This is a genomic window from Microbacterium sp. Se63.02b (assembly GCF_014171575.1).
Taxonomy (GTDB): domain Bacteria; phylum Actinomycetota; class Actinomycetes; order Actinomycetales; family Microbacteriaceae; genus Microbacterium.
In genome coordinates this window covers 3,494,390-3,508,051 of the sequence record NZ_CP050453.1, presented here as the reverse complement: position 1 = coordinate 3,508,051, position 13,662 = coordinate 3,494,390, and the positions used below count along the sequence as shown (strand labels likewise).

The window sequence follows — 13,662 nt, the reverse complement described above, 5'->3', positions numbered from 1 at the left end:
GGAGCCGTCAGGCCGGGCGCAGCAGCGCGAGGAACTGCTCGATCTCGGCGGCCATGTCGAGTGAGGGGTCGAGCATCCACGCGCCTTGGAGTCCATCGGCCAAGGCGTGCAGCGTGCGCACCACCCATGCGGGGTCGAGGTCGTCGCGCAGGCGGCCCGCTCTCTGATCTGCGGCGACCTGGGCGCGCGTGAAGGCCTCGACCCGTTCGGTACGCTCACGGAAGTACGTGTGTGCGGGATGCGACGGGTCTCCCGCCTCGGCAGCCAGCTGCGCGTAGAGCTGCACGAGTCCGGGGACGGAGGCGTTGTGGCGCATCACCGCGAGGAAGGCGGTGGAGGCGTCTTCGCCCGCATGCTCCTGCTCGTCGCGGTCGTCTCTGGCGCGGAGAATCGCGACGAACAGCTCCTCTTTGCTGCCGAAGTAGTGCAGGAGGCCCGCGGGGCTGAGCCCGGCGGCGTCGGCGATCTCGGACCGACGCCTTGCGGTAGCCGTGCTCGGCGACGACGGCGAGGGCGGCCTCGAGGATCTCCTCGCGCTTGGCGACGCCCTTCGCATATGCCCCTCGTGTCGCCATGGCTCCAGGGTAACCGTCACGGTCGGATCACAAAAACCGAACAACGTTCGTGAATGACTTGCGGCGGTGAACCGCGATCTGCGAGCATGTGAGTCGAATCCCGAACGATGTTTGGTATTAGCCCGCGACCGCTCAACGAGGAACGGCCATGTCCCTTCCCCCTCTCGATCCCGCCGCCGAACTCGCGCCGACCGGCACCATCCGTTCTCTCCCGCCCGCAGCGGGGGAGCCGGCGGCGAGCCCGCCCGCGAATCGACGTCTGCTGCCCAGCCTGCTGATCGCCTCGCTGACCCTGTTCGCCACCTATGGCGGGCTCATCGCGATCCTCCTCCCCAGCCAGGTGCTGATGATCGACGAGGCGAACAAGGTCGGCAACCTCGCCGTCGTCACCACGATCTCCTTCGTCTTCACCCTGTTCGCGCAGCCGATCGTCGGAGCGTTGAGCGATCGCACGCGCTCGCGGTTCGGACGCCGGGTGCCGTGGATGGTGCTCGGCGCCATCATCGGCGGCATCTTCCTGTTCGGCATGGGCTCGCTGAGCGATATCCTCTGGATCACCGTGTTCTGGGTGATCATCCAGGTGGCGCTGAACTTCTTCCAGGCCCCGCTGACGGCCATCACCGCCGACCGTTTCCCGCGGTCGAAGCGCGGCGGGGCGAGCGCGATGATCGGGCTCGGCACGCAGGTCGGCATGACGGTCGGCATCATGCTCGCCGGTGCTTTCGCCGCGCAGATCGGCATCGGCTACGCGGTGTTCGGCGGTGCCGTGATCGTGGCGGCGTTGCTGTTCGCGCTCGTGAACCGGGACTGGTCATCGAAGCACGCGGCGGTCGACGCGTTCCGCTGGGGTGCGTTCTTCCGTGGATTCTGGATCGACCCGCGCCGTCACCCCGACTTCGCGTGGGCGTTCGCCGCGCGGTTCCTGCTGATCCTCGGCTACTTCGTCGTCAGCGCCTACCAGCTGTACATGCTCACCGACTACATCGGCCTGCCGTTCGCGGACGCCCAGGGCGCCGTCGTCACGCTCACCCTCGTGGCCTTCGTCCCGACGCTGATCGCGATCGCGCTGTCCGGGTGGTGGAGCGACAGGGTCGGTCGCCGCAAGGTGTTCATCTACGCCGCATCCGTGGTGATGGTGGCGGCGCTGGCGATGCCGCTGCTGCAGCCGAACATGACCGGCATGGTCCTGATGAGCATCATCAACGGTGTCGGCTTCGGGCTCTACATGTCGGTGGATGCGGCGCTCATGACCGAGGTGCTGCCGAACGAGGGCGTCTCGGCCGGCAAAGACCTCGGCATCCTCAACGTCGCGACCAACGTGCCGCAGGCGCTGAGCCCCGCGATCGGCGGTGTCATCATCACGGCCCTGGGCGGTTACGCGATGCTGTTCGTCTTCGCGATCGTGTTCGTGATCCTCGCCGCCGTCGCGACCGCGCCGATCAAGGGAGTGCGCTGATGACCAGGAACGAGCAGGAGAATGCTGTGATGACGGATACCGACTTCGAGACGACCGCCGACTTCGTCGAGGTGGCTACCGCCGCCGGCCGGGTGCGCGGACGCTGGCGCCCGACCACGGGTGGGCGGGGCAATCCACGATCGTCCGCGTTCCTCGGCATCCCGTTCGCCGAGGCGCCGGTCGGTGCGCTGCGGTTCCAGGCCCCCGTGCCGAAGAGACCGTGGGAGGGTGTGCGCGACGCTCTCGAGTTCGCAGCCACGGCGCAGCGCGGCGATCCGGGCGTGACGCTCATCCCCGAGCCGAGCATCGAGGGCGACAGCACGCTGAACGTCAACGTCTTCACCCCGGACCCGACCCGCGCCGAGCAGGGCTCCGGACTTCCGGTCCTCGTCTGGATCCATGGCGGCGGGTACTTCGCCGGGTCACCGGCCAGCCCCTGGTACGACGGCCGCAACTTCAACCGCGACGGCGTCGTGACGGTGTCTCTGTCGTATCGGTTGGGCTTCGACGGGTTCGGCTGGATCGAGGATGCCCCGTCCAACCGCGGTGTGCGCGACTGGCTGCTCGCCCTCGAGTGGGTGCAGCAGAACATCGCGATGTTCGGCGGAGACCCGGCGCGCGTCACGATCGCCGGGCAGTCGGCCGGCGGCGGTGCGGTGCTGACCCTCCTCGGCATGGAGAAGGCGCAGCACCTGTTCCACGGGGTCTACGCGATCTCGGGCGCACTCGCCGATGTGGGCGGTGAGCGGTCAGAGGCTTTCGGGCGCGGGCTCGCCGCCGCGGCCGGGGTCGCGCCGACCGTCGCCGGTTTCTCCTCGCTGTCGGAGGAACGCATCCTCGAGCTCCAGAAGAAGGCGACCGAGCTCGGCCCCGCGTCTCTGGGGAGCGTGATCGACGAGGGGCTCCCCTCGGGCCGACCGTCGACGGCGATCTGGTGCCGCGCTCCACGCGCGAGGCTCTCCGCGCCGGTATCGGCGCCGACAAGCCGCTCGTGCTCGGCGCGACCGATGACGAGTTCACGATGGTCTTCGCGGGCTCCGAGAAGAAGCTGCGCTGGGTGCCGAGGTCGTTGTTGCTGAACAAGCTCGGGCTGCCCAAGAGCGTGCGGCGGGCGTATCTCGCCGCCAACGCCGACATCACCGGGCTCGGCAACGCCCGGGTCGGTGGCCGGCTGCTCACCGACCGGATGTTCCGCACGGCGCTGCTGAAGGTCGTCGCCGACCGCGGCTCTGCGCCCACCTGGCTCTACCGCTTCTCGTGGCCGTCCGGGCACTTCGGCTTCGCCGAGCACTGCCTCGACGTGCCGTTCTTCTTCGACTGCCTCGACGGTCCCGCGATGGAGCCGCTCGCCGGACCGAACCCGCCGCAGGAGCTGGCCGACGAGGTGCACGGGGCTGCCGTCGCCTTCATCGCGGATGGCGACCCCGGCTGGCCGCGGCACCTCGGCCCCGCAGGCATCGCCCGGGTCTACGACGTGCCGACGCGCGACGTCTCCGACGCCTATGCGTCGGTGCGACCGTTGCTGCGCGCGACGTGACGCGAGTTCGAATCGCGTGGATGGCTCCATTCCCGAGGGAGATGGGACCACTCACGCGATTCCAAAGCGCCCGCGGGATCAGCTGACGCGATAGGCGCGGTAGTGCACGGCGTCGGTGCGGCGCTGGGCGGCCGCGACGTAGAGCTGTCGCTGGAGGTCGACGAGGGAGGGCGCTGCCGTCTCGATCGCGACCGTCGTGCGGAAGTAGTACGCGGTGGGATCCACGTCCTCTCCTCGTCCGAGTCGCTCCAGCACCTCCGGTGATCCGGTGCGCACCCCTCTCGCATGCAGCAGCAGGAGGTCGCCGGATGCGGTGCGCGCCGAGTAGCGTCCGTCGATCTCGATCGTGCCGTTCGAACGCACGAGCTGCCAATCCGCACCGCCCGGAAGGATCTCGGCCTCGACGATGCCGGTGATCCGCCCGCCGAGGATCGGGACGACCCGGCGATGGCCGGCACTGGTCGCACCGTGGTCCTCCAGCGGGCCGAGACGAACCGTGACATCGAAGGCGGCCTCGAGCGTCGGAAGGGGGAGCTGATCGTGCGGAGTGTTCACGGGACGTCCTCGTGTGTCGTGGAGGGGGCAGCATCCGGGTCGGTGAGCACGGCGCAGAGGCGCTCGAGCGCGGGCAATGCGGCGTCGAGTGCTGCGCGGTCCGCGTCGTCGAGCTCGCGACTCACACGCGTCACCAGGGCCGTGTTCACCGCATCGAAGCGGTCGAAGAGTTCCCGTGCGCGTGCGGAGGCGCGCACCGCCACGCGACGTCCGTCCGAGGGATCGGGGCCGCGCTCGACCAGTCCGTCGGTCTCCATCGCGCCGAGGAGGTTGCTCACGGTCGGGCGACTCAGCCGCAACTGCGCGGCGATCTCCGCCGGACCCCTGCTCGTGCCGTGCGGCAGGGCGCGCAGCACGTCGATCTGCGCATCCGACAGTTCGGGCAGGTCGGCTTCCGCGCGGGTCGCGGCGAGCAGCGCTCGCCGCAGCGGGGAGATCACCGCGGCGAGCCGGGCGGCGTCGAGCGCGGTCACGCGCGCACCCCGGTCTCCGGCGCCGCAGCGTCGTCGCGTGCCGGGGTGAGCGAGGGCCGCTCGTTGAGCAACTCGGGCAGGAAGCCGGCCGCGACCTTGTAATCGGTCGCGATCCGTCGGCGTTCGGCGAGGGGGATCACCTCGTCGATGTCGCCGAAGCCCTCGGGTGCGCGTTCGTGCGCGAGCTGCATCACCCGCTCGGGTCCTGTGGCCCGCGTGCCGGCGAGGAGCGCGGTCATCGCGGGGCGACGGGCCTCTTCGTAGCGGGCGAGTGCGTCGTCGATCCCCGCGGGGAGTGGTCGGCGCCCGCGAGGTGGAAGGCGAGCGTGCGGGCGTCGAGGATCGCCTGCGACCCGCCGTTCGATCCGTTCGGGTACATCGCGTGCGCCGCGTCGCCCACCAGGGTGGTGCGCCCGAACGTCCAGCGCGGCAGCGGATCGCGGTCGACCATCGGATACTCGAGGATCTCGTCGGCCGCGGCGATGGCCGCCGGCACGTCGAGCCAGTCGAAGTTCCAGCCGCGGAACAGTTCGGCGATCGGTGCCGGGTCGACCGCGCGGTTCCAGTCGGCGTCGCCGCTGCCGCCGACTCGACGTTCGGCGATGAAGTTCACGAGCATGCGGCCGTCGGCATCCGTCTCCGACAGGGGTAGGCGACGAACTTCTGCTCGCCGTCGCCCGCCATGATCATGGTGCGTCCGTCGAGGAACGCGGGGATGCGGGCAGTGCCGCGCCACAGTGTGAGTCCGCTCCACGGCGGAGCACCCTCGTCGGGGAAGCGCTGGGCGCGCAGGGCGGAGTGGATGCCGTCGGCGCCGATGATCACGTCGGCGGTCTCCTCGACCTCGCCGTCGTCGGTGGCGAACCTCGCCGTCTCGGTGCCGTCGGGGTTCGACGTGGTGGCGATCAGGCGGTGCCCGAGGCGGATCGGCTCGGCGAGGCGGGCCTCCGCGAGATCGCGCAGCGCGAGCTGCAGGCGACCGCGGTGCACCGAGAGCTGGGGCCAGTGGTACCCGGCGTCGAGGCCGCGCGGCTCGCTCCAGATCGCCTGTCCACGGCGGGTGAAGTAGCTGAGGGTGGTGGGGGTGACGCCGGCAGCGGCGATCGTGTCGGCGACGCCGAGCTCGGTGAGCTCGCGCATCGCGTGCGGCAGCAGGTTGATGCCGACGCCGAGTCCGCGGATGGCGCTGCTGCGCTCGAACACGGTGACGTCGCGCAGGCCGGCCTCGTGCAGGCTGATCGCCGTGGCGAGTCCGCCGATGCCGGCGCCGATGACGATGATCTTCATCGATCTCTTCCTCCCGCCGCTCACCGTGAGCGGCGGAAGTAGTTTTGCAACAAAACCAGCTTCGGCGCAAGGTCCGCGTGTCAGGACCCCTGCGCCGTGCGGGCGGCCGACTCGACGATCACGTCGACGCCGAGGAGGAACAGCTCGCGATCCTGCAGCTCGGACAGCAGGATGCCGTTCTCGGCGATCAGCGGGAACTGCCGGGGGTCGGCGAGCAGGGGAGAGTCGATCCAGGGACTGTCGACCTCGTCGGTGTCACGCCCGGCGTGTGCCCGTGCGATCCCCGCCGCGCCGGCCAGCACGTGCGAGGCGAGCAGGGCGTAGTGGCGCACCAGATCCTGCCCGCGCAGGCCCGCGCGGTGGAACGCATCGAGCATGAGTTCGATCGCTGCGAGCTCGCCGGGGCCGTGCGTGGTGAGCGTGGTGGCCTCGGAGCCGATGGCCGGGTAGCGCGTGAACAGGGTCAGCGTCGCCTCGCTGAGCATGCGCAGCCGCCCGCGCCAGTCCTCGACCGGAAGGTCGACCGAGGCGGCGGCCTCGCCGTTGAGCTCGTCGAGGAGCGCGCTCATCAGGGCGTCCTTGCTGGCGAAGTGGCGATAGATCGCCGTGGGGTCGGCGCCCAGCCGACTTCCGAGGTCGCGCACCGAGATCGATGCCGTCCCGGTCGCGGCGAGTTCCTTCCCCGCGTCGATGATCATCGCGCTGTCGAGCCGCACGCGGGTGGGGGCCTTGCTGTTCGCCATCGTGTCTCCGGTCTTCCTCGCTCCATCGTGCCACGAGAAGGCACGCTCGCTCTCTGCAGGATAGAAGTTTCGCCACGATGCTGACAACAGTGTTGACAGGAGTGATGGCGATGGATAGCTTTATCGCGTTCCGGCAACTTCGACGACGAAGAAAGGCGCAGGATGTCGCGCGAACTCATCTTCCACGGGGGTCCCGTGTTCACCGGAAGCGGTGCACCGCTCCCGCACCACGCAGTGGTCGTCCGCGACGGACGCATCGCCGCCGTCCTCCCCGAGAGCGAGGTGGATGCCGTGGTGGCCCCTGGCGCGGCACGGATCGACCTCGACGGCGCACTGCTCAGCCCCGGATTCCAGGACGCGCACATCCACCCGGTCGGCGGCGGCATCGAACTCCTGCAGTGCAACCTGTCGGACGCCGAGGACGCGGCCGATACCGCGGCCCGCATCCGCGCCTACGCCGAGGCCCACCCCGCCGAGAAGTGGATCCTCGGCGGAGGCTGGAGCATGGACCACTTCCCCGGGGGAACCCGCCCCGCGCCCTTCTCGACGAGGCGACCGGCGGCCGGCCGGTGCTTCTGCAGAGCCGCGACCACCACAGCACCTGGGCGAGCACCGAGGCGATCCGACGCGCGGGCGTCACGGCCGAGACGCCCGACCCCGAAGACGGCCGCATCGTGCGCGAGGCCGACGGTCACCCGGCAGGCACTTTCCACGAGGGCGCCGGCGACCTGTTCGCGCACGTGCGCCCGGCGACGTCGACCGAACTCGCCTACCAGGGACTCCTCCGCGCGCAGGAGGAGCTCATCGCCCTCGGGATCACCGGCTGGCAGGACGCGATGGTCGGCGCCGACGTCGCCGGCATCGCCGACCCGATCTCGGCCTACGAGCGCGCGCTGCACGAGGGCACCCTCGCGGTCCACGTCGTCGGCGCGCAGTGGTGGGTGCGCGACGGGGGGCGTCGACCAGGTCGCGCGCATGGTCGCCCGACGCGAGGCTGCGGCGGCGGCGCACCCGGATCGCCGACTCGACCTCGGCACCACGAAGATCATGGTCGACGGCGTCGCCGAGAACCAGACGGCGGCGATGCTCACGCCCTATCGCGACGAGACCGGTCACGACACGTGCAACCACGGCCTCAGCTTCATCGACCCCGAGCGGCTGCGCGAGTACGTCATCGCCCTGGATGCCGCAGGACAGCAGGTGCACATGCACGCGCTCGGCGACCGTGCGGTGCGCGAGGCGCTCGACGCCCTGCAGTCCGCGCGCGAAGTGAACGGCGACCCGGTCGGACGCCATCACCTCGCTCACCTCCAGATCGTCGCGGAGGCCGACGTCGCCCGCTTCGCCGACCTCGACGCCGTCGCCAACCTGCAGGCGCTGTGGGCGACGCACGAAGACCAGTTGGACGAGCTGACGCTGCCGTTCCTGCAGGACGGCCAGGAGGCACGGCAGTATCCGTTCGGCGACTTCGCCAGGGCCGGCGTGCGCCTGGCCGCCGGCAGCGACTGGCCGGTCTCGAGCGCCGACCCCATCGCCGCGATCCACATCGCCGTCAACCGGGCCTACCCGGAGTCGACCCAGCCGCCCCTCGGCGGCGCGCATCAGCGCCTCGACCTCGAGACGGCGCTCGCCGCCTACACCTCGGGCAGTGCCTACGTGAACCGGCGCGACCACGACACCGGCAGCATCCGCGAAGGCTACCTCGCGAACCTCGTCGTGCTCGACCCGAACCCGTTCGCCGTCGCCCCGGAAGACCTGTACCGCACCAGGGTCACCTCGACCTGGATCGAGGGGGAACCCGTGCACACCGCATCCCTCGAACCCCGCACCGCTCACCACACCTCTCACCCCAAGGAGTCCTGATGCACCGCTCGCTCCGCACCCGCCGTCTCATCCGCACCGGCGCCGCGCTCACCGGCATCCTCACCGTCGTCGCGCTCGCCGCGTGCAGCCCCGCCGCATCGAACGGCGGCGACGACGACAAGGGAACCATCGACGCGAAGATCACCGACACGACCGCCGCGCCCAGCGGCGACATCGACTCGTTCACGTTCGCCAGCTACGCCGAGCCCTATTCGCTCGACTACGCCTACGCGTTCGATTACGCCGACAACCAGGTGCTCGCCAACGTGTGCGAGTCGCTGCTGCGCCTCAACCCCGACTTCTCGCTCACGCCCTCGCTGGCGGAGTCGTTCGAGCATCCGACGCCCGAGACCTGGGTGTACGACATCCGCCAGGGCGTCACCTTCCACGACGGCACACCCCTCACGGCGGCGGATGTCGTCGCCTCGATGTCGCGCCACCTCGACCCCGCGGTCGGGTCGTCGTGGTTCTCCGTCTACCAGAACGTCGTCGACATCTCGCAGACCGGCGACCACCAGGTGACCGTGACGATGTCCGGTCCGGACTCGCAGTTCAACCTGTCCATGGGAGGGTCGGCCGGAGTCATCGAGTCGGCGGCGACCCTCGCCGAGAAGGGCGCCGACTACGGCAACTCGACCGGCGGGGTCAACTGCACAGGGCCGTTCTCGTTCACCGGCTGGGAGTCGGGGGAGTCGATCACCCTCACCCGTTACGACGACTACTGGGACGACGCCCTGAAGGCGCGCTCCGGCGAAGTGCGGTTCGTGTTCATGGGCGACTCCACCGCGCGGGTGAACGCACTGAAATCCGGCAGCGTCGACGGGAGCTGGATGATCCCGATCGAGGCGGTGCCGCAGCTCGAGGCATCGGGCAAGGGCGATCCGCTCTTCGGGGCCTCCACGGCGGTCGGCAATCTCGTCATCAGCGACCTCGACGGTCCGCTCGGGGATCTGCGGGTGCGCAAGGCGCTGCTCCTCGCGATGGACCGGGACGGCATCGTGCAGGCCGCGGCGCGCGGGGTCGGCGAGGTGACCGACGTGTTCACCACGGAGGCGGTGTGGCGGGCTGCCTCAGACGCCGCGCGGACGGCGGCGTTCGACGACGTGACGCACTACGAGCAGAACCTCGAAGAGGCCAAGAAGCTCATCGCGGAAGCCGGCGCCGAGGGCGCGGAGCTCACCTACGTCACGGCGCCGATCGGCAACGACTTCGCCGTGATCTCGCAGGCCACGGCGGCGGCAGCGCAGTCCATCGGGCTGAAGGTGAACATCGAGTCGGTGAGCCCTGCCGCGTACACGGCGCTGTTCTCCGACCCGAGTGCCCGTGAGGGAGTCGACCTCTTCTACACGAGCTGGTACCTCTCCAGCCCGGACGCCCTCGAGATGTACTCGGTGCTGCGCACGGGGGAGTTCAGCAACTACGGCGGCTGGAGCGACCCCGAGTTCGACGAGGTCGTGAGTCAGGCCATCGCGACGGACGACCCGGCGGCGCGCAGCGAGCTCACGGCGAAGGCCCAGCAGATCGCGAACGCCGAGCTCCCGTGGCTGCCGATCTCCACCGGCCCGCTGCCCCTGTTCCAGGGCGAGCGCATCACCGGTGTGTCCCCGTCGATGGCGTTCCTCTACTATCCGTGGGCCGCAGAGATCGGCGCCCGCTGACGATGGGTGCTGCACGACGCGTCGCGGGGAAGCTCGGCGGCCTGCTGCTGACGCTCTTCCTCGCGTCGCTGCTCGTCTTCTTCTCGCGCTTCCTGGTGCCGGGGATCCGGTGAGCTTCCTCCTCCGAGGGCGGAAGCCGAGTCCGGAGGCGATCGCCGAGGTGACGGCGCAGTACGGGCTGGACAGGTCGCCGGTCGAGCAGTACCTGCGCTGGATCGGCGGGGTGGTGCGCGGCGACTTCGGCCGCTCGCTCCAGTTCCGGCAGGACGTGAGCGTGGTCATCGGCGAGCGCCTGCCTGTGACGCTCACGCTCGTCGTGATGGCGGGGACCATCATCGCGGTCGTCGGGCTGGTGCTCGGTGCGGTGGCCGCCCTCAACCGCGGCAGGGTCGTGGACCGCGTGGTCCTGATCGGCCTCACGGTGCTCGGGGCCATCCCGTCGTTCGTGGGCTCCATCGTGCTGATCGCAGTGTTCTCCGTGCAGCTCGGCTGGTTTCCGTCGTTCGGATCGGGTGAGGGGTTCCCCGACATGGTCTCCCACCTCGTGCTGCCGTCGATCGCGTTGGCGATCGTGTTCATCGTGCTGGTCGGCAAGGTCACGCGGTCCGCGATGGTCGAGCAGCTCGGGCGCGAGCACGTCGAGGTCTCGGTGAGCCGTGGCGTGACGCAGACGGTGGTCGTCCGCCGGCACGTGCTGCGCAACGCGCTCGGTCCGATCCTCACGGTCAGCGGCGTGCTGGTGGCCGGCCTCATCGTGGCGAGCTCGATCGTCGAAGCCGCCTTCGGTCTCGCCGGGATCGGCTCGCTCCTCGTCCAGTCCGTCGACCGGTTGGACTTTCCCGTCGTCCAGGCGATCGTGCTGCTCGTGGTGACGGCGTTCGTCGTCATCAACGCGATCGTCGACATCCTCGAACCCTGGATCGATCCGCGATCCGCCGCTGGAGCTGGTGCCCGATGACGACCCCGACCCCCACCCTCGCCGTGCGCGTGCTCCGCTCGCCGCGGATCCCTCGTCCGCCGTTCCTGTTCACGCTCAGTGCGATCGTGCTGGCCGTCGTGACGCTGTCGGCGATCTTCGCGCCCTGGATCGCCCCCTACGACCCGGATGCCGTCGACTTCACGGCCTTCTACGCACCGCCGTCGGCCGCGCACTGGCTGGGCACCGACGCGCTCGGGCGCGACACCCTCAGCCGCATCATCTGGGGCGGCCGCACCGCGCTGATCGGTCCGCTCGCGGTCGTGGTGTTCTCCACGGTCCTCGGCATCCTCCTCGGACTCCTGGCCGGATGGCGCGGAGGGTGGATCGACGCCGTGCTCGGCCGCGTGTTCGATGTGCTGTTCGCGTTCCCGTCGCTGCTGATCGCGATCATGGCCGTCGCCCTGTTCGGCAAGGGGCTCGTCGCACCGGTGATCGCCATGAGCATCGCGTATGCGCCGTTCGTGGCGCGGCTGACCCGGTCGCTCGTGGCGGCGGAGCGCAGCAGGCCCTATGTCGCCGCGTACCGGGTGCAGGGCTTCGGGGGCGCATGGATCGCGCTGCGTCGCGTGCTGCCCAACGTCACGCCCATCATCGGCGCGCAGTCGACCCTGAACTTCGGATACGTGCTCGCCGAGCTCGCCGGCCTCTCGTTCCTCGGCCTCGGCGTGCAACCGCCCACGGCGGACTGGGGCGGCATGATCAACGAGGCGCAGTCCGGCATCGCCTCCGGCCAGTTCCTCCCGGCGATCGCGCCGGCCGTCATCGTCGTGATCGTCGTCGTCGCCGTGAACATCATCGGCGAGGAGCTGTCCGACCGCATCGGAGGGGAGATCCCCGCATGAACACTCCAGACACCGATCTCGTCGGCGCCCCGCTGCTCGACATCCGGAACCTGACCCTGGATCTGCCGAACGGCACCCGGCTGCTGCACGGCATCACCCTGCAGGTCGCACCGGGGAGACCGTCGGGCTCGTCGGGGAGTCGGGCTCAGGGAAGTCGCTCACCGCGCGGGCCGTCCTCGGCCTGCTGCCCGACCGTGCAGCAGTCGGAGGCGCCGTCGAGGTGGAGGGGCGGTCGCCGCTCACCGCCGGCGTCGATCGGCAGGAGATCCGCCGGCACAGGGCCGCGATGGTGTTCCAGGATCCACGCGCGGGCATCAACCCGATGCGCACGGTGGGCGATCACGTCACCGAGGCGCTGCGGCTGTGCGAGGGGTGGCCGAAGGACGATGCTCGTGCGCGGGCCGTCGAGCTCCTCGCCGCGGTACGGCTCCCGGCGCCGGACGACCACCTCGGGCAGCATCCGCATGAGCTGTCGGGCGGGATGCTGCAGCGGGTCATGATCGCCGGCGCGCTCAGCACCGCTCCGCAGCTGCTGGTCTGCGACGAGCCGACCACCGCCCTCGACGTGACGACTCAGGCCGAGATCGTGCAGGTGCTGAGGGACCTGTGTGCCCAGAACGGCATGGGGATGCTCTTCATCACCCACGACCTCAACCTCGCGGGGTCGCTGTGCGACCGACTCGTGGTCATGAAGGACGGCGTCGTCGTCGAGGAAGGGCCCGCCCGCGATGTTCTCGTGGACCCGCGGGCGGAGTACACGCGGCGTCTGGTCGCCGCGACCCCGCGCATCTCCGGCGGCGTCACCGCGGCCTCCGTGCCGCCTGCGACGTCGGGACCGTCGGAGGAGTCGCGGGGCGAGGGTGCGCAACTGTTCGTGTCGGGCGTCGGGAAGACGTACCGGCGGCGGGGCAGGGCTCCCGTCGCCGCCGTGGTGCACGCCGACCTCGTGATCCCGCGTGGGGGCTCTCTCGCCGTGGTGGGCGAGTCGGGGTCGGGCAAGTCGACGCTCGCGCGCATGATCGTCGGACTCGAAGAGCCGGATGCGGGCGAGATCCGCATCGGAGGCCGCGCGATGGCCGGCATCCCCGTGTCGACGCGATCGACTGGAGCGGGCGAAGAGCGTGCAGATGGTGTTCCAGGATCCGTACCTCTCGCTCGACCCGCGGATCCCGGCCGGACGCGCGATCGAAGACGTCCTGACGCTGCACACCGGGCGCACCGGAGCCGCTGCCACCGACCGCGCCCTCGAACTCCTCACCGCGGTGGGTCTGGGGGAGGAGCACCTGACCGCTCGTCCGCGCACGCTCTCCGGAGGTCAGCGGCAGCGGGTCGCGATCGCCAGGGCGCTCGCCGTGGAGCCCGAGCTGCTCGTGATGGACGAGGCGACGAGTGCCCTCGACGTCTCGGTGCAGGCCCAGGTGCTCGACCTCGTCGCCGGGATCAGGCGGGACCAGGGCCTCACTCTGCTCTTCATCAGCCATGACCTCGCCGTGGTGCGGAAGGTGTGCGCCGAGACCATCGTGATGCGCCGAGGGGAGATCGTCGAGGCGGGCCCGACCGAACGGCTGCTCGAGCACCCGCAGCACGACTACACGCGCCTGCTGATCGACTCGGTTCCCGTCCCTGTCTCGTGACGCGCGTCTGGCTGGTCCGGCACGGCGAGAGCCTCCTCAACGCGGCGAGACGGATGCAGG

At 70.3% G+C, this 13,662-nt stretch carries 14 protein-coding genes and 4 pseudogenes; 11 read left to right on the top strand and 7 right to left on the bottom strand.

The window, feature by feature from the left end; genetic code table 11:
- Positions 1-7: 7 nt before the first annotated feature.
- On the bottom strand, positions 8-595 hold the full coding sequence (locus G4G29_RS17470) for a TetR/AcrR family transcriptional regulator (protein WP_244632154.1): 588 nt from the start codon (positions 593-595) through the stop codon (positions 8-10).
- Between the two features lie 128 nt (positions 596-723).
- Here G4G29_RS17470 and G4G29_RS17465 point away from each other — a divergent pair, with 128 nt between their 5' ends.
- From G4G29_RS17465 to G4G29_RS23615, 3 genes and pseudogenes are all read left to right on the top strand, one after another.
- On the top strand, positions 724-2,031 hold the full coding sequence (locus G4G29_RS17465; protein ID WP_183150992.1) for an MFS transporter: 1,308 nt from the start codon (positions 724-726) through the stop codon (positions 2,029-2,031).
- A pseudogene (locus tag G4G29_RS23620) lies at positions 2,031-2,825 on the top strand (carboxylesterase family protein); the annotation flags it as partial. The gene G4G29_RS17465 and the pseudogene G4G29_RS23620, both read left to right, overlap by 1 nt.
- 140 nt (positions 2,826-2,965) lie before the next feature.
- Positions 2,966-3,568, top strand: a complete 603-nt coding sequence (locus G4G29_RS23615; RefSeq protein ID WP_258566916.1) for a hypothetical protein — start codon at positions 2,966-2,968, stop codon at positions 3,566-3,568.
- A gap of 78 nt (positions 3,569-3,646) precedes the next feature.
- Here the strand turns inward: G4G29_RS23615 and G4G29_RS17455 are convergent, their stop codons facing one another.
- The 6 genes from G4G29_RS17455 to G4G29_RS17440 all read right to left on the bottom strand — a co-directional run bounded on the left by G4G29_RS17455 (position 3,647) and on the right by G4G29_RS17440 (position 6,626).
- Positions 3,647-4,123, bottom strand: a complete 477-nt coding sequence (locus tag G4G29_RS17455; protein WP_183150991.1) for a DUF3237 domain-containing protein — start codon at positions 4,121-4,123, stop codon at positions 3,647-3,649.
- Complete coding sequence (locus G4G29_RS17450; RefSeq protein ID WP_183150990.1) at positions 4,120-4,596, bottom strand: MarR family transcriptional regulator; 477 nt, start codon at positions 4,594-4,596, stop codon at positions 4,120-4,122. Before G4G29_RS17450 ends, G4G29_RS17455 begins: the two co-directional genes overlap by 4 nt.
- On the bottom strand, positions 4,593-4,835 hold the full coding sequence (locus G4G29_RS22765; RefSeq protein WP_244632153.1) for a hypothetical protein: 243 nt from the start codon (positions 4,833-4,835) through the stop codon (positions 4,593-4,595). Before G4G29_RS22765 ends, G4G29_RS17450 begins: the two co-directional genes overlap by 4 nt.
- Complete coding sequence (locus G4G29_RS22760) at positions 4,832-5,215, bottom strand: FAD-dependent monooxygenase (RefSeq protein WP_244632152.1); 384 nt, start codon at positions 5,213-5,215, stop codon at positions 4,832-4,834. Before G4G29_RS22760 ends, G4G29_RS22765 begins: the two co-directional genes overlap by 4 nt.
- Positions 5,206-5,883: an FAD-dependent monooxygenase gene (locus G4G29_RS22755; RefSeq protein ID WP_244632151.1), complete on the bottom strand. Its 678-nt coding sequence runs from the start codon at positions 5,881-5,883 to the stop codon at positions 5,206-5,208. The genes G4G29_RS22760 and G4G29_RS22755 overlap by 10 nt, the downstream gene beginning before the upstream one ends.
- A gap of 80 nt (positions 5,884-5,963) precedes the next feature.
- Positions 5,964-6,626 carry a TetR/AcrR family transcriptional regulator gene (locus tag G4G29_RS17440; RefSeq protein WP_183150989.1) on the bottom strand — a complete coding sequence of 221 codons (663 nt, stop codon included), beginning with the start codon at positions 6,624-6,626 and terminating at the stop codon, positions 5,964-5,966.
- A 162-nt stretch (positions 6,627-6,788) separates the two neighbouring features.
- Here G4G29_RS17440 and G4G29_RS24215 point away from each other — a divergent pair.
- The 8 genes and pseudogenes from G4G29_RS24215 to G4G29_RS23605 all read left to right on the top strand — a co-directional run.
- Positions 6,789-7,121 (top strand): annotated as a pseudogene (locus G4G29_RS24215) (amidohydrolase family protein); the annotation flags it as partial.
- Positions 7,025-7,507, top strand: a pseudogene (locus tag G4G29_RS24210) (amidohydrolase family protein); the annotation flags it as partial. The pseudogenes G4G29_RS24215 and G4G29_RS24210, both read left to right, overlap by 97 nt.
- Positions 7,508-7,601: 94 nt before the next feature.
- The gene (locus G4G29_RS24205; protein ID WP_345941187.1) at positions 7,602-8,489 is read left to right on the top strand and encodes an amidohydrolase family protein; all 888 of its coding nucleotides are present in this window, start codon (positions 7,602-7,604) and stop codon (positions 8,487-8,489) included.
- The gene (locus G4G29_RS17430) at positions 8,489-10,147 is read left to right on the top strand and encodes an ABC transporter substrate-binding protein (RefSeq protein WP_183150988.1); all 1,659 of its coding nucleotides are present in this window, start codon (positions 8,489-8,491) and stop codon (positions 10,145-10,147) included. Before G4G29_RS24205 ends, G4G29_RS17430 begins: the two co-directional genes overlap by 1 nt.
- Before the next feature lie 109 nt (positions 10,148-10,256).
- The gene (locus G4G29_RS17425) at positions 10,257-11,105 is read left to right on the top strand and encodes an ABC transporter permease (protein ID WP_309491596.1); all 849 of its coding nucleotides are present in this window, start codon (positions 10,257-10,259) and stop codon (positions 11,103-11,105) included.
- Positions 11,102-11,968 carry an ABC transporter permease gene (locus G4G29_RS17420; protein WP_183150987.1) on the top strand — a complete coding sequence of 289 codons (867 nt, stop codon included), beginning with the start codon at positions 11,102-11,104 and terminating at the stop codon, positions 11,966-11,968. Before G4G29_RS17425 ends, G4G29_RS17420 begins: the two co-directional genes overlap by 4 nt.
- Positions 11,969-12,137: 169 nt before the next feature.
- Positions 12,138-12,989 (top strand): annotated as a pseudogene (locus G4G29_RS23610) (ATP-binding cassette domain-containing protein); the annotation flags it as partial.
- A gap of 106 nt (positions 12,990-13,095) precedes the next feature.
- Complete coding sequence (locus tag G4G29_RS23605; protein WP_274601197.1) at positions 13,096-13,602, top strand: ATP-binding cassette domain-containing protein; 507 nt, start codon at positions 13,096-13,098, stop codon at positions 13,600-13,602.
- Positions 13,603-13,662: the final 60 nt, after the last annotated feature.